The organism is Cohnella endophytica (assembly GCF_003628305.1).
In the GTDB taxonomy this organism is placed as follows: domain Bacteria; phylum Bacillota; class Bacilli; order Paenibacillales; family Paenibacillaceae; genus Cohnella; species Cohnella endophytica.
The window spans coordinates 756,741-778,525 of sequence record NZ_RBZM01000005.1; the positions used below are offsets into that span (position 1 = coordinate 756,741).

Sequence of the window (21,785 nt, forward strand, 5' to 3'; positions counted from 1 at the left end):
TGATTGCTTTCCTTTACTGTTCCTATTATGGTTTCTAACCTGGCAAGGGTAAATGGACTCATCTATGGAGGAGGGTAAAATTCTATGCTCTTTGTATGCGGAGGGCCAAGGCCGTACAACAATACGCGAATGGCACGATCGCTTTAACGATCGTGCCATTCGCGTTGCGGTAGGGACGAAGAGGAACTGCCCGATAGGATTCATTTATGATCCATGGGCTTTAGAGGATTAAAGCCAGGGAAATAATAATGGTTTATATCGATCGTCATTGAGGTCACGGCAACATCAAGCAATGTATTTAGACGACTGCTTTCCTCGAGCAGCGATGGATCGTCTTGGTTTCCGGCGACAGCTTCCCGATAGATTTTCTTTCGCGACCATTCTTCTAAGATAAGCGGGGTGTCGGGATAGACGGAATCGTTGCTACCGGGCAAGAACTCTCGAAAACGAGAAGTGGCCGTTGGTTTGGCCAGGTCGTTGGCTTGGCTGTTCATAATCGGAATCATGCTGCTGTGGGCGAACAATGGACCTATGTATTCATCGGAATAAAGAAATTCCCACACCTTCGCTGCCTCTTTCGGGTAAGGCGTGCCCGAGTTGACCACATTCCAACCTGCGGTATCGACTTTAATCGCGCCTTTTCCTACTCTCGCATTATCGATCGCCGGAGGCAGAGCAATACCCCAATCGTTCTTCGGAGAAAATTGGTCAAAGAGCAGGGAAGCTTGCCAGCTAGAAGCGATCATCATACCGATGTTGCCGTCCGCGAATTGCGCCATGGCTTGACTGCTCTTCATGTTCTCCATTCCCGGGAAGACGCCGCCGTTTTCATTCAGCTCTTTGATGGTTTTGAGCCACGGCTTATATACGGTCAAATCGTATTTTCCGGACTTGAAATCGTAAAAATGCACACCGCTATATCCGTTTATGGCCTCCATAGGCTGAACGAAATCCATCCATTCTTCTCCCATGGGCATCGCGATACCGTATTTGCTTCTGCCGATTTCATTGCTGCTAATGAGTTGGGCTGCTTTCACCAGCTCGGAGAAAGTTCTGGGCGGAGAGTCGGGATCCAGACCCGATTCCCGAAATAAATCCTTATTGTATATAAGCCTATAAGTTATTTGATTGGAGGGAAGAGAATAGATGCGACCTTGGCTGTCTATAAGCTCTTTGGAGGAGTTTACTGCCCAGTCCGGGAAAGAGGATATAAACGCTGGGCTTATCGATGAAGAAAGATCGGAAACCCATTCTTTAGTAATGTAACTGTTTAGCCACTCCCTTGGCAGCTCGAATACATCGGGTCCGCTTCCGGATGCATTCAGTTTGTTCAGCGTTTCAATATATCGATCAAGAGGGATGTTCAGAAAATCGATTTGAATATTGGAATTGTTGTTCTCATTGAATCTAGTGATCGCTTCTTCTATGAATTTCGTTGAAGGAACGGACCATTGGGCAAATTGAATATGGATCTTAGCCGGGGGAGAATCCATGGAGGTTTTATCGATTGCTTGCCCCGTTGCTTGATCTTCGAACAACTCGCCATTGCTGCATCCTACCCCTAAACAAGCTAGCAACGTTAACGACAGGCTTGAGAAAACAAGCTGTAGGCGTTTGCTTTTCATTCCCTCACCTCTAGTGATCCGATTCATTTAACGTTGCGTTTTGGTTATTTATGTATTATATATTAAACAGCAAACGATTGGTCTTTTTCAGCCAAGTCCACAAAGGAGAGAGCCGTTATGCCGTCCGGAGGGCTGAAGGCAACAATCTTTAATCGGTTTCTTTTTACGATGAGTATCAGAAGCAGGCTGCTCTTATACTTCATCCTGCTTATCCTGCTGCCAACTTCCATTATTTCGGTGACAGTATATCATAAATCGACGAATATTATTACCCATAAGATCAATAGTGCGCTGGAAGAAAAGTTAACGATCATCGCTTCCAACATTACGCAAAAGTTCCAAGCCGTTAACAATACCTCCTCCGAAATTTATTTGAATAGCGACCTCATTGGCATTCTATCTTCGCAACGTCCAAGCGATACTACGGGAATTATTAGCGAGATGTCGAATTTGGACAAGCTGCTTTCGAATTATACCGTAATGAATAATGCGCAAGATCTGCTTTTCCCCAGAATATACCTGTTTAACCGACCTGAATATTTACTGCACAGCTTTACGAATAAAGTATCCGACCTCAGTATGATCGAGAAGGAGAAATGGTATCAGCAATTGCCTAACAGGGCTGAGTATACGATCGTGGGGCTGGATGAGGTCAGCATTTCCTCCGTCAAAATCAAAACGATAAAGATCGCGAAACGCTTATTCGGACTTGACGATATGAGCATTAAATTCAGTGGAGTTCTAACCGTAGATATCGGAGCCGATTATTTTAACACCCTCTTGGAAAAATCCAAACCGACGGTCGGTAGTTCGGCCTTCATCATAGACGATAATAAATCGATAATTATAAGCTCCGACGATTCCTTGCTAGGAACCGTATTCGAACCGAACATAGGGAATCATATCCTCGCAGCCTATGAAAGAATAGAACCGTTAAATTGGACTCTCGTTTCTTTAACCCCCATGAATGAATTAAACGGCGAATTGATCTCTTTCAAGAAGGTCATCTATACAGTCATTGTGATTTGCGGAATTCTAGCTTTATTGATGGCCTTGTTCCTATCGGAGAATATTTCTTATCCGATCCGCAAGCTGGTTAGATCGATGAGAGTCGTTCAGCGCGGGAATTTCGATATCACTTTGGAATACAAAAGGAACGACGAGTTTGCTTATCTCTTTCATTCCTACACGAAGATGGTTCACGATATTAAAGAACTCATCGATAAGCTCTATGTAAGCGAGGTGATGAAGAAGGAAGCGGAGCTTAAAGCGTTGCAGGCTCAGATAAACCCTCATTTCCTATACAACACGTTAGATTCGGTGAATTGGATGGCATTAGAGCTGAATGCGACCCGGATAAGCACAATGGTCACTTCGCTTTCCAATTTTTTCAGATATAGCCTGAGTAAGGGGGAAACGATCATTTCTCTCCGGGAAGAAAAGCTGCAGGTGGAAAGCTATTTAATCATCCAAAAAATTCGTTTTCAGGAGAAAATGGACTACTCGATCGACTTTGCAAGCGACATTCTCGATAATCTGACCGTTAAGTTGATTCTACAACCGATCGTAGAAAATGCGATTTTGCATGGAATCAATAAGATACGAGGCAAAGGAACGATAGCGATAACGGGTACTAAAAGCGGTTCAATCATCGAAATAAGAGTCAGCGATAACGGAGCCGGGGCGGATATCGACGAGTTGAACTCCATCGTGGACAATCGAAGCCATTCGGCCTCGTTTGCCTTGAAAAACGTGAACGAAAGGATAAAGCATTATTTCGGCGGCGAATTCGGAATCCGATTCAGCAGCAACGAAGATTCGGGCATTACGGTCATCGTGAGGTTTCCCGCGGTCAAAACAATGGAGGGATTAAATGTTAACTATGATCATAGCGGATGATGAATCCATCGTCAGACAGGGATTAAAAAATATCGTGCGGTGGAATGAATTGGGAATCGAAGTCATCGCCGAAGCCAGGGATGGTCAGGAAGCCTATGAGCTTTGTCAACAGCTTCATCCCGACATTCTCTTCACCGATATCCGCATGCCTTTAATGGATGGGCTGGAGGTGGCCATGAAGCTGGAGGAGCAGGGGAGCGATATTCGAATTGTTCTGATCAGCGGAGCGCAGGATTTCAACTATGCCAAGACCGCGCTTGATATTAAGGCGGAGGGTTACGTGTTAAAGCCGGTTATCGTGGACGAGCTTTACGAAGTGATTAGGAAAGTAGTCAACCGGATCAAGCTTGAACGAAAGCAACAGTCGGAGATGACGCATCTTAAACGGCAAATCCATGAGCATTTTCCGCTAATTCGGAATAATTTTCTGAGGAACTTGGCTAGCGGCGTATATGTTAACGAAGCCTCGATACAGAATAAATTACAATATTTCCAAATCCCTATTCGGTCCGACGAAAACCTTCTGGTATCCACTCTGCAGATCGACGACTACGAGAATCGGGTCGAGAAGATGTCCGAGGAGGATAAGCAGCTTCTAATCTTCGGAGTAACTAATATCATTGAAGAGATTGTTACCAACTATAACTCGGGAATAAGCTTCGGCATGAGCGAGAATGAATTTGTCCAGATCTATCATCAAAGCGCGCTCTCTAATCGAAAATATACCGAAATAAGTGCAGAAATTGCTTTGTGTCTGAAAAACTTCCTGAAAATATCCGTTTCTATCGGAATCGGTAGGCCGATCGACAACATTTCCCTAGTCCATACCTCCTTGGAAGACGCACGATTGGCTTTGCAGTACAAATTTTATACAGGCCATAACTCGATATTAGATATAAGCGACATCGATATCTTGAATGATACTCCGAACGAAGGCATTGTTCCCACCGATTTATACGAGCATGAAAACCGCTTAATGGGATATATCAAGCTCGGGGATGCGGAAGGGGTCGCGGAGACGATCAACGTTATATTCGATCATCTCTGTTCCGGTAGGTCCATGACCGTGGATTACGTGCAGGGGGTATGCTTCGAAATGGCTTGCATCGCATACAGAACCGTTCAGGGTCTCGGGGAAAGCATGGATCGCATCGCGGAGGAGCGATCGGTCGTGCTAGATGCGATCTACAGGAAGGAAAATATCGCTGACCTCAAGAGCTATATGGCGAATCTCTTCGGAATTATCGCTCAATATTTCTCGAAAAAGTACAATCAGAAAAGCGCTAAAGTTATCCGAAAAATAAAAGAGATTATCGATCAGAAATATAGCGGGGACATTAGCGTCGCCAAAATCTCTCAAGAAATTTATCTGACTCCCAATTATCTCAGTATGATCTTTAAACAGGATACTGGTGAAACGATCTCCGAATACATTACGAAAGTTCGCATGGAACACGCCAAAAGCTTGCTCAAATCGACCGATCTGAAAATTCTCGAAATCGCGGAGAAGGTCGGATACGACGACCCTCATTATTTTAGCAAAGCCTTCAAAAAGTATAGCGGAATCCATCCTCAGAAGCATCGACTATAGAGGGTTCTTATTTGCCGAAATGAGAACCGAAGCGATCCGTTTATTATATTTATTCATCAGATGGGCATTTCTGGCGAGCAGATTTGCCGCCCATGAATTGTGAAACAATCGGGGATCTATTTCCTGCAAGGGATCGAAGTCATCGTCTTGTTTCGGATTAGCCTGAATGAATGAGGCTTTCACCTCGCGAAAACGGGTTGTTTTAAATAAATCCTCCCATCCCCGCGCCGTTCTCACATGACGGATCCCATAATAAGAAATAAAGTCGCGACACTGTTGCGGCTTCGTTTTCCTAACGAAAACCATTTCCCGATCCAACAATCGCCCTTTCGTTTTTAGAACGCGATAGTACTCCTTGATCGCCTCGTCCCCCTTGGTAAAGATAGTTACTGATTCTACGAACACCAAATCAAAAGAGGAATCGGGAAAGGGGAGGGAGGACGCATCGCCGTAAACAAAGCGGACGTTGCTCTCTGTTCGTAATGCTCGATTTCGGGCCTTCTCTAACATTAAAGGATTCCGATCGACCGCCGTCACGTCGTATCCTAATCGGGCTAAGTAACAAGCCGTTCTTCCGGTTCCGCATCCCACTTCAAGCACGTGACTGCCACGCGGAAACTCCATGTTTCGGAGCAACCGTTTAGTCGCCTCAAATCCGCCGGGATGAGCGCTTCCTTCGCCTAACCAAGCCAGCAAGTCATGATAATTCATAAGTGTTTGATTCCTCCGTAAGGGGGGGCATTCTAAAATATATTCGATTTGTTCCTTTCTTGTTCATTTGATGGCCATTAGTAAAAACTTTGTCTTCGATTATTAGAAACTGGTAGGCAAGAGAACAAGCATTTACAAACAATAGTCATATATTGCATTTGAACTAGGGAAAGTAAGGTCATAAATTTCTGAGGAGAGGAGAATTTCCTTGTATCCGTTATCGCCAATTTGCGAAGAGACAGTTAACCCTCACATAGGAAGACGCGTATGTGCCGTCATGCATGACGGAACTCGCCACTATGGATTACTTCGAGGGATAGGGGACGGCAAATTGTTTCTGGAGGACGATGGAGGTCTAACTCTTGCGGGTTTGCCTAGCGGCAAGAAACGTACGAAAAATGTCAAAGCGCAAACAAACGCATTTTTCGGGCGTCCTTATGGTTATCCCTATGGTTATCCTTTTGGTTTTGGGTTCGCAGCCGGTTTTGGTATTGGTCTGATCGCGTCGTTGTTCTTGCTTCCGTTTTTCTTTATTTGAACGATTAATAGAATCGTTTTTACCTCCGCCATGCTTAATACGCATGGCGGTTTTTTGTTCGTAATTATTCATGCTACTTCAAGATTGGGCTGAATACAATAAAAACACTAGGTGCATTAGGGGAGGTTTAGATTTGAGCCAGACTCACCAGAAGGCATTCGTGATTTTCAATAAATTAGTCGTGAATAATATCGAAGATTCTTCCGGCATTTTTATCGGAACCAACCAAGCGATCGGTTGGTCGACTTACAGTAAGAGCAATCAGGGTTTTGGCAGCCTTAGCGATGCTACGCTTTCGCATTCCGTGAGCATCGTGAAAGATCAAGACGTGATTGATACGCCTATTGAAGATGTAAGGTGCATAACGATGACAGAGGCAGGCCATCCTTTGCAGCAATGCGCAATCGATTTTAATTCCATTCATGCGAATTCGTTAAATAATGGTTCGGCTATTGATTTAGGGGATAACAAACAACTGGGGTGGAGAAGCTCTCGAAAAAACAATTATGGATTCGGTAAAAACTTGGGCAGCAATCAGATCACCCAAGTCGCTAACCTCGTTTTTGACGATGATGTCGTCGATGCGCCGATTCACAACGAAGGAACGATTACCGATAACGCGAGAAGCGGAGAGAAAAATATTCGAATCACGCAGAAAAACGATGAGGACGATTAGACTTTTCCGTCTGGAGGAGGCAAATCGACATAACCTGTAACCCTCGGAATTGGGCTGAATAGGATAAAGACATAGGCCTTTATCGGGGGTGAACCAATTGGCCGTTTTTATATCCCTGGCAGCTGGAGCTATCAATGTAAATACTTTGAATAGAGGCAGCGTAATCGCTGTCGGGGAGGTATCCCAGCCAGGCTGGAATCAAAACGGGAAGACTAACTTCGGGAACGGTCAATTATACGGCTGCAACATCCAAACGGGCTTTGCGACGACTCTCTTTGATAACGACGTTATCGATAATCCGATTACCGAACTTGAACCCGCGACTTCCATTCAATCCCAAGCCCTATAAGAGAAGTCAACATGAATCATGGTGGGTTATGGCTATTCAAGGGGGGATGCTTGTGAGTAAAAAAGAAGAACTTCATCCTTGCGTTCGCTGCTATAAATTTCCTAACGAGAAAGATAAGCACTGTACGGATTGCGGAGCTCCGCTACAAAATCGTTGCTCGGACGAACCGGGATTATTAGACAAGGGCTGCACCTTTTTAAACAATCAAAATGCAGCTTATTGCGCCAAATGCGGCCAGCCCACGCTGTTTCAACTGCATGGGCTCATTACGCCGCAGTATAAATTCGCTAATAATCCGGTATTTAGCGGAGAAAGCAACTGGGTGAAAGTTTTTGGAAATATCAAATGAAATGCTTGTCATCCAATTGCCTTAAATTCGGAGACGACTTGGGTTCTTCTGTGGAGGAGAGATTGTGAGCGACACTCAAAATCTGCCCAATGATTTATACAGCAAAGCCAGCGATGTATTGGGAGAACAATTTTGGCAGGAAATCGGCGAGCTTATTCCGAATACAGGGCCGCGCATCGATATTTACTATACTTCCAATCATATTATGGTGCTTGCCGAAGTTCCGGGATTACAGTCGCCAGAGCAAATAAGTATTTATCTTGAAGGACAAACATTGATTGTCGAAGGGGAGATTCCTTGTAATTATCCCGTTACCGACAATCGTATTATTCGGAGGGAACGCTTTTTCGGTACATTTCGCCGTCCCCTTTTACTTCCGAAACCAGTGTCCGTAAGCCAAGTTAAAGCGAAATATGACAGAGGATTGCTTATTATCGAGATGCAGATCGAGCCGACCGTTCAGCAAACCACTATTCCGATTGAATCTTCTTGATCTGTTAACCATATATATAAATAGGAGATGTTTTTTAGGGGGCGGCGAAATGGTGCATATTCAATTTCTTGATCTTAAGATCGGCTCGATATCGGAATCGTCGGGAGTCTTCTCCGGTCAGAATCAGCAATATAAGTACAAACACGCTTCCAAACAAAATCAAGCATTTGGAAAAGTTTCCGGGCTTGGCAATACGTTAACGAATACGCGCGCGGAACTGAACGATCGCGATCGAATCGATATGAAAACGATTAAACATTTTCGGATGCCATGAAGTTTCCGTTTCCGTTCAATATCAAAAAAAAAGATAACAAAGATAGGGCGCTTAGAGAAATCACGGCTCAATTCTCGGAATTACAAGCTAGATTTATTCGTTTAGAGCAATCCTTAAACCGACAAGATTCGAAATCGCCGCATATTTCCATTCAGAATGTGCACATCCATCATCCGGTATTAAAAAGTTTAGAATTTAGATTGGACGGATTAGATATCGAGAATCTAAGCGGTTCTCTAAATCTGGGCAATAATATCGGAGCGAAAACAGGTCTAGAACGTTTCATGAGTCCTGAGAAAACCCAGTATAAGCCAGATGATGCAGCCGCTCCGAATAACGGTTCCCAAACCGCTAATGAAACCTCATCCGCACTGCGAACGGATTTTTCCGGACAGAAGGGACTACATCGAACGCCATTCGGTTTTCGTTTTAGCAGAAACTGAAGGGGATGCACTGTAATCGGAGGTGATGACCCTGTCTTCTTTTTTATCCCCGCAATTCGTCATCGGAACGATTCGCATAGGTTCGGTCGAGAACGCTTCTTGCATCAATATGGGGAACAATTGGCCAACGGCTTTCGAGAGCCACCAAAAGCTCACTCAGGGTTTCGGATCCGTCAGCGGAGACCGGAACTTGGTAGCGGGCATTCGTTCTTTGCTTAACGATTCCGATTTTCTGGATATGCTTAATGTCTCTGATTCCGACATACCGGAATGGTTAAAGAATTTGCTGCTTCAACAGAGCGCGCAAAATAAAGAGTCAAAAGAGGGTCAAGTTAAGGGTTAGAAAAAAGGGTCGATGGGAAGTGAATCGGAGTGAAAAATGGGCATAATCCGTTAAACAACTGGCAAGAGCTTCAGAAGTCTTTAATTAAACAGGTTCCTCTAGCTACCGGCATTCATAATAACGATATAGAAAAATACGTGCAGAAGGCAATAAAAGGCTACATGCAAAATTCGTTGCCCCAGCAGTCGTACAAACATCCTCTATTGGCCGATGATGGGGTCGATTACGAACTCATCGAGACTCAGCGCACCATTTTCGTGCGATTTACGGTTCCCGACAATTCATTCGAGCATATTAGAATATTCGCGAACAACAAAAAACTGAGAATCGAATACTCCGGGAAAGCCCAAGATATCAAGCTGCCGAGCGATATTATTTCCGTTCGGGCATTCGCAAGAACGGATGGCGATAGGATGGAAGTCCGCTTGCCCAAAACCCGTGAGACAGCACCGTTTCGCGAAATATTTATTCGGGAGTAGGCGGTATTATTTCCGATGCGCAAGAAAAGTAAAAGCCCTGAAGTGAGGTCCAAGTAAACTTGGGCTTCTTTTTTTCATTTACATATTGACACCAATATAACCGTTGGTTATATTATAACCAACGGTTAGTAACCAGTGGTTATAATATAAAGGAGCTGAAAACATGTTTGCAGGACATTTCGGATTGGCGGCGGGAGTTAGGGCGAAAGCGCCGGAGGTACCGTTGTGGGCATTAATGTTGGGAACGCAGTTATTGGATGTGGCGTTCGTGCCCTTGTTGTTGACGGGGAAGGAGACGATTGACGATTCGCAGCATGGCACGGGGTATGGAAAGTTAATTATCCATGCGGATTATACACACTCCTTATTGGGAGCTTTGGTGATTTCGATCTTGGCCGGCCTCGTCGCAAGGAAATTATGGGGAGCGAGAGCGAGCTTGATTCTGGCCGCCGTCGTATTCAGTCACTGGATACTGGATTTGGTCGTTCATCGCGCCGACTTGCCCCTTCTGCCGGGGAATTGGGGCGATCTGCCTTTGCTGGGATTCGGCGCATGGAAGTTCGAGGGGCTGTCCATCGGCTTGGAGCTGCTCATTCTAGTCATCGGCTTCGCGATGTACTTCCTTTCTGCGCTTAAGAAATCCGAAGACACGCAGCGCAGAAAAGCAGCGACTCTCTCTTCGGCCGTATTGGGTATCCTGCTGGCATTCTCGCTCGTTACGGATATCACGAGTTTATTTTAAGGAGGCGGCGTTATGAGCTTTATCGTATTCGTCTTATTATTCACGATCGTATGCGGCGGGTTGGATGCCAGAATGTCCAAGAAGCGATCGAATTGACGAGATAGGTAACCGATGGTTACAATTGTGGAAGCGATCGGAACGGAACGAGGTGGAAGCTGTTGGCGACGAAACAAGAACTAAGATCGGACGAGACGAAGAAAAGCATTGTTGCCGCGGCGGGAGAGCTGTTCTCCAGCAGGGGTTACGATGCGGTCACCATGCGCGAGATCGCCAAGGAAGCGGGTTGTTCGCATACGACCATCTATATTTATTTCAAAGATAAAGAAGCGCTCCTTCACCAGCTTTCCATGCCCCCGCTCCTAAGCCTCATGGAGCAAATGGAACAATTGCTAGGCGAGCAGGGAGCGCCGGAGAGCAAGTTAAAGGCGATCAGTCTGGCTTTTATCGAATTCTGCTTGGCTAACCGGAATATGTACGCTTTATTTTTTAACGTAAAATCGGTCAGAGTGGATGAAGCGAATCCGGAAACGGAAATCAACCAGGTTCGGAATAAGCTGTTCGGTAAACTTACCGGCGCGGTTCGGGAATGCTTGCATCCGGCGACCGATGATGGAGGAGCGTTGCTTAGCGCGAGAATTTATTTTTTCGCCTTGCATGGCATCGTGGCGACGTACATTCATTCCGATGAAACGGTCGAGCAATTGATGGGCAGGCTCAGCGAAACTTTTCGGATAACTTTCGAAGTGTTGCTGACAGGGTTGAATGATAAGGCGACGAGACCGGCGAACTAAGACCAGCTTTCGAGGTTGACAATTGGCATTCATTCATGATAAATTATAATTCCTGACTCGGAAGCCAATCCGATTGGGAACGTGCGGTCGTGGCGGAATTGGCAGACGCGCTAGATTCAGGTTCTAGTGGTGTAACAGCCGTGGAGGTTCGAGTCCTCTCGACCGCACCATCTTATCAATGATCGAGCTCTTGAATTTGTCCTTGCGACAATTCAGGAGCTTTTTGTTTATGAACTAGAACAAAGCCCCGAATAATCGAGGCTTTGACTTTCTTATTTTTTGACCACAGGCACCCAAAATTCGCCGTAGAAAGTGCCGTCGCCGTTATCTTTGCGATAAGTCGCATTTGGGCCGCCGATGTAAGCATAATCAGTGACTTGGGACAAAACTTCGCCGAAAGCGCGATAAGTCAGCTGATCAAACAAAGTTTCCTTGTCGCCATTTCCTGCGACCACGATGTACTCGCTCTCTGGAAACTCGATGATGCGCGTGGCGTCGGCCACTGATTTTCCGGCTTCTACCGCGAAATAATTCCACGGTTTGCCTTGATAAACCTCGTTGACCGACCATTCGCGATCGTCTTTTGCGGCGTCTTTGAGCTTGTCAAAACGCCCGTCAGCTTTAAGTCCGCTCCAAAACTCAGCTTTTTCCTTTTGCAAAGCCGGCATGTCTTGGAAATTCGACCGGATTGAAAAACCATAAGCGGTCAAGGTGAATGTTTTTTTGTGTTCAAGTTTGTAATCTGCCATGTGGGTGCTCCTTTTCTTAGCCTTCGACTTTTTTGGCACGAAGCCACATTTCGCCGTAGAATTCACCGTTTTCAGCTGTTTTGACGAATGTTGAGTTACCGGGACCAACATATTTGTAGTCTGTGATTTCTTGCATCATGCCGCCGAAAACTTTGCCTGTGATTTCGTCGGCAAGGCGGTCTTTGTCAGCACCGGTGCCAGGCACGACGATGTAGTCGCCAGCGAGGAAATCGAGGACAACCGCACCATCCACTTCGAACTCACCCATCACGCCGAAGCCGCGCCAAGCTTTGCCGTCGAGGACGTAGTTGATTTGATATTCTTGCCCGTCAGCGAGCGCGAGAAGTTCGGCAAGCTTACCGTTTTCGGTGATTTCAGCTTTTTTCGCTGCAGTTTTTGCGGCATTGCCTGCCCAGTCGTTGAAGTCTTCAAATGAAACGCCAAAAGCAGTCATTTTGTAGTTTTCCGAGATAGTTTTGATGGAGTAGCTAGACATTTTGTTCTCTCCCTTGTGGATTTATTTTGTACAAGATTGATTCTATTGGTTGAATGTATCAAAAAATGATACTCTTTATTGCTACATTTTTGATACAATAAAATTATGAAGAAAACAGAACGAGTGAATCTGATCATGCGCTACATTAATAACCGTGCGCATTTTACGATTGCCGAGATTCAGCGGGAGTTCAAGATTTCCCGCGCGACGGCGATCCGCGACATTAACGAGATTCAGGCGATGGGTTTTCCGCTGACGACCGAGCTTGGGCGTGGCGGCGGCTACCATGTCCTGCAAAATCAGTATCTGCCCGCCGTCCGCTTCACGCCAGAAGAGCTGAAGGCGATTTTTATCAGCTTTATCGCCTCGAAAAATTCGCAGCTGCCTTATTTGCACAATCGCCGCTCAATCACTGAAAAACTCATCAGCATCGCGTCGCAAACCCAGCAAGACGAACTGATCGAGCTGAATAACATTTTGCTTTTCGAGAATACGAATCCTGCCAATCCGAATCTTTTGGAACTCGATGATGCGGCGCCTGCGGAGCTGAACCAACTGATTTCGCTTGCCGTGCGGGATAAGCACTTGCGCTTGACTTATGAGCTGAGTCCTGACTGGCCGCAGTTGATGGACGTTTTTTTGCTGCATATTTTTAACTCGAACGCTCAGTGGCTGGTCGAGGTTTATGATTTTGATACGGATGAGTTTCGTTATCTGCCTGTTGAGATGCTGCGGGATTCGGCCATTTCCGAGCAGAAGATGAAGAGAACCGAGCATGAGATTTTAAGCAAAAAACGGCTTGGTGCACGTGAGTCCAATCTTGTTGTGAAGCTTGATACGACTGGGATTCAGCGCTTTAAGCGTATGCACCCGCCGGGGATTATTTTATCCCTTACCGGGATGTTTCAGTCGAGTGGGATTTTTAGTGTGCAGCTGGATGTGACCGATGTCGAAGCGCTGGCGTATTATGCGGATTGGCTTTTGTTTTTGGGGAAGGGGATCCAGTTTGAGCGGATTCCCGATAAACTGCGCGTGATTTTGGAAGAGCGTTTAGCAAATTTAGAATTTTCTTGAGTTGAAAACCCGCATCGATATCGTTCATACGATAAAGACGCGGGTTTTCATTGTCGTCATTCATATCACGTTAGGATGATTAGGTTGCCGTTGTATCAATATGAGAGGAAGCGGCCACAGTGATGGTTCGATACTCGTTCCCTAATATGACATCTTCGTAACGAACGGGCCTTACTGCACAGTAGTAATGATAAAGGACTTCGTTATGGCGTAAAACGTAGGGCTTATGGGCATGGAGTTCGTCCAAATCTCCCGGGGCGCCATGCCGAACAATCGGCTCCTCAGCACGCTTCCAATCCAGTAGATTATCGGAAACCGCTAAGCCTTCCTGGGCATGTGAACCGTCAAAGCCGAAGTAAAACATAACCCACTTGTTTCCGTCCTTTACGACACACGGATCCGACACGAACGCCGATTGCCAGCTCCCGGGAATGTTCCGAAGCACGGGATTGCCTTCATATCGGCTCCAATGCAGCAGATCCTGCGACATGGCGACGCCCGTCTGCTCATGCCACCGTTCTCCGTCGTTTTTGGCGTTGTAGAACAAATAATACGTTCCTTCATGCTCGAGCAGGCATGCTTTATACAGGCCGCCTCTTTCCCAATCCGCCCCGCCTTGCCAGGAAAATACGGGACGTTCCAATCTGTTCCACTCCAACAAATCCTCATCCGTCGTCCAAGCCAATCCAATCTCTGCCGGTCCGCATTCGTACCCTTCTTCGGGGTACGAATGATAGACCATCCAGTATTTTCCGTCGACCTTCTTCAATACGGGTCGTTCGGAGATCTCGTCCGATTCCTTCAGAAGCCAAGTTCCCGCCGCTCCGATTCTGTCCCAATCGTTGCCTTCGTTCCGGCGTAAAATCGTACCGAGACTTCTCCAATGAATCAAATCGTCGCTTTCCGCCAATGCGGTCTGATAGCCGAGGCCGTCGAATCCGATGTAGGTCATCATGTAGCGGTCCCCGTGGTAGAATACGAAAGGACTGTCAACGCCGTGGCTGTCAAAACGACCTTTCATACCCGATCCTGCAATGACCGGTGACCCCAATTTATAGTCCGTGCTCCACCTTTTGAAATCCGTGTTGTCTCTGTGCTTCAAGGTGTATCCTCCTACTTCAGACATTCGGAAACTATTGAATAAGGCCTGCTTGCTTAAATTGCTTCGTCGCCTCATCGAGCAGAGTCTGTCCTCCGGAGGCAAGCCATTTCTTCACGAACCCGTCATAATCCTTGGTTCCGCCCAAAATATATTTGATATCGAACTCGCTCTGCAGCGTATCCAAGTCGGAGACGATCTGAGGATCGAGCGACAGCACCGCCATATCGTTCGGATTGGAAGGCATTTGCATCGTTTCGCGATCCAGCTTCATTTGCTTTTTGTCCGATTCTCCCGGCTGCTCGTTCGTGCTCTCCACGACTCCGTCCCGGCCTGTGGCGACCCACGTTCCCCAATCGTAAGCTCCTTTGTTATCCGGGCGATACAATTCGCCTTTGAGGCTGACGAACTTGCCGCCGCCCTCGACATCCATGACTTTCTGTCCGTTGACGCCGACTCCCCAGCGCAGCGCCCAGTAGCCGTCATTCGGATAAGTCGAGTTTTCAATAATTTTTAGGATGCGTTCCAGCTTCACCGGATCTTCCGCAGCCTTCTTGGAAATCGTGATGATTCCGCTGTTGATCGAACCAGGAGGGAGGTTGCCGCCATCTGGCCCGGCTTTCGGCATTGGCATGTTCTCGAACCAACCGATGGTCGCCCCGGTTGCCCCGTTGCCGCCTTCCACTTCGTTGACGAGTACGCCGGGATAGAACGTGACGCCCACTTTACCCGAGAACAGCTTCGGCTTGCGTTGCTCCCATCCTTGCGTATACCAGTCCGGATCGATGAGTTTCTCGTCTACGATCGTTTTGACGAAATCCAGCATCTTTTTATGCGTGCCGTTGACGATCGAGCTTTCCGCCTGGCTGTTGCTAGCGAAAATGCCGCTTTTGCCGAACATCAGCTCCAATCGGCTAAGTTCGCCCAGATTGGTCCCGGAACCGGCCGAGCTGATTCCCCAGGTGTCGTTTTTCTTATTTTGATCCGGGTCATCGCGCGTGAATTTGCGAAGAACGTCCAGCAGTTCCTCCGGAGTGGTCGGCATCTGCAACTTCAAGTTGTCGAGCCAGTCTTGCCTGATTTTGAACGAATAAGTATTGGGATTGGGCAGTGTCGGCAATCCGATCATTTTGCCGCCTTCGTTCACGTACGCTTTGGATTGGTCGGTGAACGTGCCGGACAAGGCCGGGATTTTGTCCAAATACGGGGTCCAATCCTCCAGCAGCACGCCTTGCTTATACAGCTTTTTCACCGTATTGAGGTCCCAGGCATAGATCAGATCCGGCGGATCGTTCGAAGCGAATTGCACCATCAGCTTGCTTTCCAAGTCCGATTCGGGATAAGCGGACAGTTTGAAATCGACGTTGTAGGTTTCGTTCATCCACTTTCTCCAAGGATCGTTGTCGTCCGTCGGCGTGTTGACCCAGCCGTTCTCGATAAAGGAAATCGTAACTTTCTCGGAAGAATGATCCTCGTTTCCTGCCGTTTCCTGATTCGCAGACTCCTTCGCCGTTTCGCTTGCTGCCGACGGACTTGGACTCGTCGTCCCGGATTTGTTGCTGCTGCATGCCGTCAAGACTGTCGTACTGATCATGGCCACCAATAGGAATACACTTGCAAGCCTTCTTGTCATTTTTGCTACTCCCCCATCTCAAATTTCTGAATTTATCCTTTCACCGCGCCCAGATACATTCCCTTGGTGAAATGCTTCTGTAGGAACGGATAAACCAGCAAAATCGGCACTGTACCGATAACCGCAACCGCCATCTTCAAAGATTCTGTAGATACCCGCTGCGCCGGATTCAACACAGAGGTAGGATTGAAGTTGGAACCGATATTCGCGTTGGCGAACATATTACGCATAATGAGTTGCAGCGGCATCCAATGCGGATTATTGATATAAATAAAGGCGTCAAACCAACTGTTCCAATGCGCCACGGCGATGAATAAACCAATGGCTGCGAGCGCGGGCTTGCTCATCGGCAGAATGATGCGGGACAATAGGGTCCAATCGCCCGCACCGTCGATTTCGGCCGATTCCTCGATCTCTTTCGGAATCCCTTCGAAAAATTGTTTGAGCACTAGCAGACTCCAACTGTCAACCAGCCCAGGTATAATAAGAGACCAAAAAGTGTCGAGGAGATGAAGGTTTTTCAGAACCAAGTAGGTTGGAATCAATCCGCTGCTGAATAGGATGGTGATCAGGATCAGAAGCAAAAACAATTTCCTGCCAACCAGGTGTTTGCGGGATACGACATACGCTGCGATCAGTGTCATGGTCAGCGTGAATGCTGTGCCTATAACCGCTCTCATTACGCTTACTTTTAAGGCCCCTGTAAAGACGCTTCCGCTAAACAGCCTCTCGTAAGCGAGTAGGGTCGGGCGATAGGGGAGGAATATGAACCCGCTGCGCTGAACCCACTCTTGTTCGCTTACTAGCGACATGGAGAGCACATAAATGATCGGATATGCCGAAGCAAGGGATAGAAGCGCGATCACGGCGTAAGAAACAACCTGATACGCGCGTTCGTCTCGGAGCATTTTCATAACCATCGTTCCTTTCTACCAGATCCCGGTGCCGGCATATTTTTTGGCGGCCTTGTTCGCTATAATGACGAGCAACAAGCCAAAGAAAGACTGAAAGAGGGACATGGCCGTCGCCATGCTATATTGAAGCTGCGCGATTCCTTGACGGTACACCCACGTATCGATAATATCGCCTACGGAGTAAGTGACCGGATTGTAGAAGAGCAGAATCTGTTCTCCTCCCGCATACAAAATCGATCCGATCTGAATCGTGAATAGAAAAACAATAATCGAGGTAATGCCAGGGAGCGTGACATGAACAATTCGTTTGATCGGACCGGCCCCGTCGATCTTTGCGGCTTCATAAAGCGAGGGGTCCAGCGCGGTTAATCCCGCCAAATAAATAATGGTTCCCCAGCCCAGATCCTTCCAAACCCCCGTACCGATCAGAATCGGCCGAAACCATTGCTCGGAGGTCAAAAAGGGGATCGTATGCCCCGTTAGCCCTTGCATAATCTGGTTCAGGAATCCCGTATTCGCGAACATCGCATAGGAAATCGCATATACGATAACCCAAGAGAAGAAGTGCGGAATGTAAAGCACGGTTTGACTCATTTTACGGAATCGGGAAGAAGCCAGATCGAACAGCAGGATAGCTAGAACGATCGGAGGGAAAAATCCGAACACGATTCGCAAAAGACTGATTTCCACGGTATTTTGCAACACCCGTTGAAAGTCTTTATGCTGCAGGAGTTGATGGAAATTTCCCCAGCCAACCCACGGACTCCCCCAAATTCCGCCCGAAAGGTTATATTGTTTGAACGCCAGCAGTACTTGAAGAAACATCGGATAATAACGAAACGTAATGAAGTAAATAATGGCCGGAATAAACAGAAAATAAAGAATCCGATGTTTCCAAATTTTTTGCCAAAGCACGCGATCCCACCTTTCGACTAGCGACTCTTTACCATAATCTTAGGGAAAAGAAACACGAATAAAAATACGTCATTCCTTGCGAATGGGGTGACGATCCGATCATGTCGCGAAATTCAAATTGCGCAAACAAAGCGATCGTGATTAACTCTTTATACATACCAATATCGCGTTGTGTCCAGTTCAAGCTCAAGGGGGGAGCCGGTGAAAAAACAAAAAAAGCAATGGACCATCGACAACTGGCCCATTGCCACTAAATTGATCGTCGTATATTCCCTCTTGATCTCAGGAACGATTTCCACGGTAGGCATCGTTTCTTATTCTTATTACAGTCGGTCTATGGAAAACCAAATAAGGGATTATATTCCACAGTTTATCGGTCAAACGAGCCGTCATTTGGACACTTATCAGGGGGAACTGCTATACGTGACCAAGACGGCTTTGGCCAAGCCGAACATCGCGTCTATCCGCCAGGCGCTGCGACAAGCCGACTCGATGGGCGAACTTCAACCTTTGATCACGTACATTCAGTTGAACGATGCGATTCGTCAACTGAACGTCGAACAAAGACAATATGTGCGGGGAATTACGCTCTACACACGTAATTCCGGAGCATTTTACTACAATATAGGAGAAGGCGGGGTCTGGTTAGGCAATCGGAACTATAAGAAAGAATCCTGGTATTCGGAGATCGACGAGAAAAATCCGGGTCCCGTTATTTTCGGTACCGAAAAATTAAAGGATACGCTCGACTCCCCGTTCGTATTTAAAATCGTTCAACCCATCCGCAGTCAAGGCAGTCAAGATGTGCTCGGGTTTCTCGAAGTCGACGGCTCCTTGCAAATCATCAATACGATGCTCCTCGACGTGAACTTCGGTCCGGATACCCGCATCTTCGTTCTTGATCATCATAACCGGATCATGTACGCCAAGGGCAATCGAAGCGTAGGGGAAGTATGGAACGCGGAATTCGGCTTGGACGAGAACGAATTATCGAAGCCTCAACGCTCTCAATTCGTATCCGTCGATGGCGTGAAGCACCTCGTAAGCTATACCCTATCCGATCAAACGGGCTGGAAGGTCATCGCCGTCATTCCGGCCGAATACCTCGCGAAGGGGATCAACAAAGTAAAATGGTGGACCTTCGCCGGTATTGTAGCGGGGACGAGCGTGGCTGTCATTGCCGCGATTCTTCTGGCTTACAGCATGACAAGAAGGCTTAGACTTCTCGTCTTAAGCTTGCGGGACCTTGAAAAAAACGACTTTCAGATGCCGATTCCCCCGATTCGATCCGATGAAGTCGGACGAGTATGGGGAGCGATCAGCAAAATGGCCGGCCGAATTCACGTTCTGATCAATGAGGTATATCAATCGAAGATTTTGGAGCAAGAGGCCGAAATCAGGTCTCTCCAAAGCCAGATTAATCCTCATTTTCTGAACAATTCTTTGGAAACCATTCGTTATCTCACGAAAAGCGGCCGAACGCAATCCGCGGAGGAGGGGCTTGTCGCCTTGGCCGATTTGTTCCGTTACCACACCGTGCGGAATCAGGAGATGGTTTCCCTGGAGGTTGAAATGGCCTTTATGAAAAACTATTTACACATGCAAAAGCTTCGTTTCGGCGATCAATTGCAAATTACGTACGATATCGACGAACATGCGCTTCAAGCTTATTTGCCGGGCTTGTTATTCCAGCCTCTCGTCGAGAACGCCATCATTCATGGCAGCAATCCATTCGGAATGATTGCGATCACGATCCGCATCAAGGGAAAAGAGGACCAACTGACGATCTCCGTTATTGACGAAGGCAGAGGTATCCCTTCTAAGCAGTTAAACGAAATTTGGAACGTGTTGGAGCTTGGCACGGGCAATCAGGGCAACGTCGGCTTGCTTAACGTATATCGAAGACTTCGGTTAATCTACAAGGAAGAGGCCGAAATGTATATTCGCAGCGAATTGCACAACGGTACGATCGTCACTTTGAAACTCCCGCTTAACATTGTCTAATTGAGAGGGGTATGCCCGATGAATATCCTGATCGTCGATGACGAGGATACGATACTGAAAGGCTTAGCCGCACGAATTGCCCAATTGCCGGACGTTAATATCGGAGAAATCTACTGCGCGCTTAACGGCTCCGAAGCCTTGAACATTCTTTCTTCGTATCCCGTCGACCTGGTCATTACCGATATTCATATGCCTGGGATCGACGGGTTATCTTTAACGGGAACGATCCGATATCGCCATCCTGAAATCCCGGTCGTGCTGCTAACCGGCTATAATGATTCTTCTTACTTGCAGCAAGCCATTCGACTTAAAGCGGAAGATTACCTATTTAAACCCGTGAAGATGAACGATCTCTTGGATATGTTCGAAAGAATTAGCCAGCGGATCACGAATGACCGCAAGCGCAATCGATTTATCCGCGAGGATCAGTTCGATGCGCTTGCGTATCCGGCGAAAATGATTATGGCATGCGATATCGATGAGGGAGGGACGGAAAGGCGGACGCAGCTCGGCGACGATGAAATGATACTCTGGATGTACAGGAAAGTGATCTACGAAGCTGCGGAAACCTTAACGGATATTTATTTTATTCCGGCCAGCTCTCCCGTCGACAGCTTTAACATGCTGATCGGAATTGGCGCCGAGACCGCCGAAGCGGCGAGCGGGAAGCTGAATCAATTAGCCTCGGCGGTTCGCGAGTTCTGGTCCAGCAACATCAGGCTAGAAATAAGCTTCGGCATGTCTGCGGCCGGCAGCACGGGACCGTTTCGTTTATTGGAGAAAGAAGCCTGCTGCGCGCTGCAATACCGCATTCATCTAAAGAGCGGTATCCATCGTTTCGCATCGGCGGCGGCCGGTTCATCACCCAAATACGCGAGAACTCCGCTCCAGTCCGCTATTGAAGTAGGAGATGCGGGAAGCATTTTATCGGAGCTCAAAAACGGGCTGTTGCACATTTTCGAATGCGAAGCGGCAGCTCAGATTTATGCGGTGGAAGAAATGCTGCAGTTTTTATATGCCCAGTTGGCCAAATGTTATCCGACGGCAAGTCTTCCGGTATTCAACCGCATCACAAAACTAAGCGAAAGTTTATTGTGGTCGAGAACGAAAGATCAATCTATTCAACTGTTCATGCATGAAATTAACGGCTGGCTCGAGACGGTTCTCCCCGAGCATTCCGAATACGGAATCGTTGCGCTTGCGAGGAACATCATCCATTCTCGATTTCCGGAATCCTTGAATATCAGCGAAGTTGCCGCGGCCGTCTATGTTAGCCCAAGCCATCTAAGCCGCATGTTCCGGGTACAAACGAACACGACCTTTCTGGAATATCTAACGAATGTTCGCGTAGACGAAGCCAAGAAACGATTGGTGGATCCCAAAGCAAAGATTTACGATATCGCATCTCAAGTGGGATATAGCGATTGGAAGCATTTCAGCAGGATTTTCAAAGAGGCTACGGGGTATCATCCGAGCGATTACCGGAATCGAATCATGGGTATCCAAACGGCTGAAGTCGACAGCTAATTGTCGGGGGAGCAAGGAGGGAGCGGCGTTGCGGGAAATTCCGCAACGCCGTTTATGGTTTTCGGTTACTA

Annotated in this window: 24 protein-coding genes and 1 tRNA gene; 17 read left to right on the top strand and 8 right to left on the bottom strand. The window is 47.2% G+C overall.

Annotated features, from left to right (window positions below):
• Positions 1-200 precede the first annotated feature (200 nt).
• Positions 201-1,625 (bottom strand): ABC transporter substrate-binding protein, encoded by a 1,425-nt coding sequence (locus D7Z26_RS13450; RefSeq protein WP_158602295.1) that lies wholly within the window; start codon positions 1,623-1,625, stop codon positions 201-203.
• Positions 1,626-1,742: 117 nt separating this feature from the next.
• On the opposite strand from D7Z26_RS13450, the gene D7Z26_RS13455 reads away from it, so the two are divergent.
• Both D7Z26_RS13455 and D7Z26_RS13460 read left to right on the top strand, forming a co-directional pair.
• Positions 1,743-3,524: a sensor histidine kinase gene (locus D7Z26_RS13455; protein WP_120977464.1), complete on the top strand. Its 1,782-nt coding sequence runs from the start codon at positions 1,743-1,745 to the stop codon at positions 3,522-3,524.
• Entirely contained in the window at positions 3,499-5,115 is a 1,617-nt protein-coding gene (locus tag D7Z26_RS13460; RefSeq protein ID WP_120977465.1) for a response regulator, read from the top strand. The genes D7Z26_RS13455 and D7Z26_RS13460 overlap by 26 nt, the downstream gene beginning before the upstream one ends.
• On the opposite strand, the gene D7Z26_RS13465 is transcribed toward D7Z26_RS13460, so the two are convergent.
• Entirely contained in the window at positions 5,110-5,826 is a 717-nt protein-coding gene (locus D7Z26_RS13465; protein ID WP_120977466.1) for a class I SAM-dependent methyltransferase, read from the bottom strand. The genes D7Z26_RS13460 and D7Z26_RS13465 overlap by 6 nt on opposite strands.
• A gap of 331 nt (positions 5,827-6,157) precedes the next feature.
• Between D7Z26_RS13465 and D7Z26_RS13470 the strand changes: the two genes are divergently transcribed.
• The 12 genes from D7Z26_RS13470 (at position 6,158) to D7Z26_RS13525 (ending at position 11,473) form a co-directional block, all read left to right on the top strand.
• Positions 6,158-6,364 (top strand): hypothetical protein, encoded by a 207-nt coding sequence (locus D7Z26_RS13470; RefSeq protein WP_233566859.1) that lies wholly within the window; start codon positions 6,158-6,160, stop codon positions 6,362-6,364.
• Between the two features lie 133 nt (positions 6,365-6,497).
• On the top strand, positions 6,498-7,040 hold the full coding sequence (locus D7Z26_RS13475; RefSeq protein ID WP_120977467.1) for a hypothetical protein: 543 nt from the start codon (positions 6,498-6,500) through the stop codon (positions 7,038-7,040).
• A gap of 88 nt (positions 7,041-7,128) precedes the next feature.
• A complete protein-coding gene (locus D7Z26_RS13480) occupies positions 7,129-7,389 on the top strand; it encodes a hypothetical protein (protein ID WP_233566861.1) in 261 nt (86 codons plus the stop codon).
• Between the two features lie 52 nt (positions 7,390-7,441).
• Complete coding sequence (locus D7Z26_RS13485) at positions 7,442-7,738, top strand: hypothetical protein (protein WP_120977469.1); 297 nt, start codon at positions 7,442-7,444, stop codon at positions 7,736-7,738.
• Between the two features lie 64 nt (positions 7,739-7,802).
• The gene (locus D7Z26_RS13490; protein ID WP_120977470.1) at positions 7,803-8,231 is read left to right on the top strand and encodes an Hsp20/alpha crystallin family protein; all 429 of its coding nucleotides are present in this window, start codon (positions 7,803-7,805) and stop codon (positions 8,229-8,231) included.
• 49 nt (positions 8,232-8,280) lie between these two features.
• Positions 8,281-8,505, top strand: a complete 225-nt coding sequence (locus D7Z26_RS13495; RefSeq protein ID WP_120977471.1) for a hypothetical protein — start codon at positions 8,281-8,283, stop codon at positions 8,503-8,505.
• Entirely contained in the window at positions 8,502-8,948 is a 447-nt protein-coding gene (locus tag D7Z26_RS13500; protein ID WP_120977472.1) for a hypothetical protein, read from the top strand. Before D7Z26_RS13495 ends, D7Z26_RS13500 begins: the two co-directional genes overlap by 4 nt.
• Before the next feature lie 25 nt (positions 8,949-8,973).
• Positions 8,974-9,291, top strand: coding sequence for a hypothetical protein (locus D7Z26_RS13505; RefSeq protein WP_120977473.1), 318 nt, complete (start codon positions 8,974-8,976; stop codon positions 9,289-9,291).
• 29 nt (positions 9,292-9,320) lie between these two features.
• On the top strand, positions 9,321-9,770 hold the full coding sequence (locus D7Z26_RS13510; RefSeq protein ID WP_120977474.1) for an Hsp20/alpha crystallin family protein: 450 nt from the start codon (positions 9,321-9,323) through the stop codon (positions 9,768-9,770).
• 163 nt (positions 9,771-9,933) lie between these two features.
• Positions 9,934-10,512, top strand: a complete 579-nt coding sequence (locus D7Z26_RS13515; protein ID WP_120977475.1) for a permease — start codon at positions 9,934-9,936, stop codon at positions 10,510-10,512.
• A 158-nt stretch (positions 10,513-10,670) separates the two neighbouring features.
• The gene (locus D7Z26_RS13520; RefSeq protein WP_120977476.1) at positions 10,671-11,303 is read left to right on the top strand and encodes a TetR/AcrR family transcriptional regulator; all 633 of its coding nucleotides are present in this window, start codon (positions 10,671-10,673) and stop codon (positions 11,301-11,303) included.
• Positions 11,304-11,386: 83 nt separating this feature from the next.
• Positions 11,387-11,473, top strand: a tRNA-Leu gene (locus D7Z26_RS13525).
• A gap of 102 nt (positions 11,474-11,575) precedes the next feature.
• Here the strand turns inward: D7Z26_RS13525 and D7Z26_RS13530 are convergent.
• The gene (locus D7Z26_RS13530; RefSeq protein WP_120977477.1) at positions 11,576-12,052 is read right to left on the bottom strand and encodes a GyrI-like domain-containing protein; all 477 of its coding nucleotides are present in this window, start codon (positions 12,050-12,052) and stop codon (positions 11,576-11,578) included.
• 16 nt (positions 12,053-12,068) lie between these two features.
• Positions 12,069-12,548 (bottom strand): hypothetical protein, encoded by a 480-nt coding sequence (locus tag D7Z26_RS13535; protein ID WP_120977478.1) that lies wholly within the window; start codon positions 12,546-12,548, stop codon positions 12,069-12,071.
• A gap of 105 nt (positions 12,549-12,653) precedes the next feature.
• On the opposite strand from D7Z26_RS13535, the gene D7Z26_RS13540 reads away from it, so the two are divergent.
• Complete coding sequence (locus tag D7Z26_RS13540; protein WP_267901006.1) at positions 12,654-13,622, top strand: helix-turn-helix transcriptional regulator; 969 nt, start codon at positions 12,654-12,656, stop codon at positions 13,620-13,622.
• A 79-nt stretch (positions 13,623-13,701) separates the two neighbouring features.
• On the opposite strand, the gene D7Z26_RS13545 is transcribed toward D7Z26_RS13540, so the two are convergent.
• From D7Z26_RS13545 to D7Z26_RS13560, 4 genes are read right to left on the bottom strand one after another with little or no spacing between them, the layout of a single operon-like run.
• The gene (locus D7Z26_RS13545) at positions 13,702-14,724 is read right to left on the bottom strand and encodes a glycoside hydrolase family protein (RefSeq protein ID WP_233566863.1); all 1,023 of its coding nucleotides are present in this window, start codon (positions 14,722-14,724) and stop codon (positions 13,702-13,704) included.
• Between the two features lie 31 nt (positions 14,725-14,755).
• Positions 14,756-16,354: an extracellular solute-binding protein gene (locus D7Z26_RS13550; RefSeq protein ID WP_120977480.1), complete on the bottom strand. Its 1,599-nt coding sequence runs from the start codon at positions 16,352-16,354 to the stop codon at positions 14,756-14,758.
• A 32-nt stretch (positions 16,355-16,386) separates the two neighbouring features.
• Positions 16,387-17,268, bottom strand: a complete 882-nt coding sequence (locus D7Z26_RS13555; RefSeq protein ID WP_158602296.1) for a carbohydrate ABC transporter permease — start codon at positions 17,266-17,268, stop codon at positions 16,387-16,389.
• Positions 17,269-17,283: 15 nt separating this feature from the next.
• On the bottom strand, positions 17,284-18,183 hold the full coding sequence (locus D7Z26_RS13560; RefSeq protein ID WP_120977482.1) for an ABC transporter permease: 900 nt from the start codon (positions 18,181-18,183) through the stop codon (positions 17,284-17,286).
• A 201-nt stretch (positions 18,184-18,384) separates the two neighbouring features.
• Here D7Z26_RS13560 and D7Z26_RS13565 point away from each other — a divergent pair, with 201 nt between their 5' ends.
• Positions 18,385-20,187, top strand: coding sequence for a cache domain-containing sensor histidine kinase (locus D7Z26_RS13565; protein WP_120977483.1), 1,803 nt, complete (start codon positions 18,385-18,387; stop codon positions 20,185-20,187).
• An 18-nt stretch (positions 20,188-20,205) separates the two neighbouring features.
• Positions 20,206-21,714 carry a response regulator transcription factor gene (locus tag D7Z26_RS13570; RefSeq protein WP_120977484.1) on the top strand — a complete coding sequence of 503 codons (1,509 nt, stop codon included), beginning with the start codon at positions 20,206-20,208 and terminating at the stop codon, positions 21,712-21,714.
• Positions 21,715-21,785 lie beyond the last annotated feature (71 nt).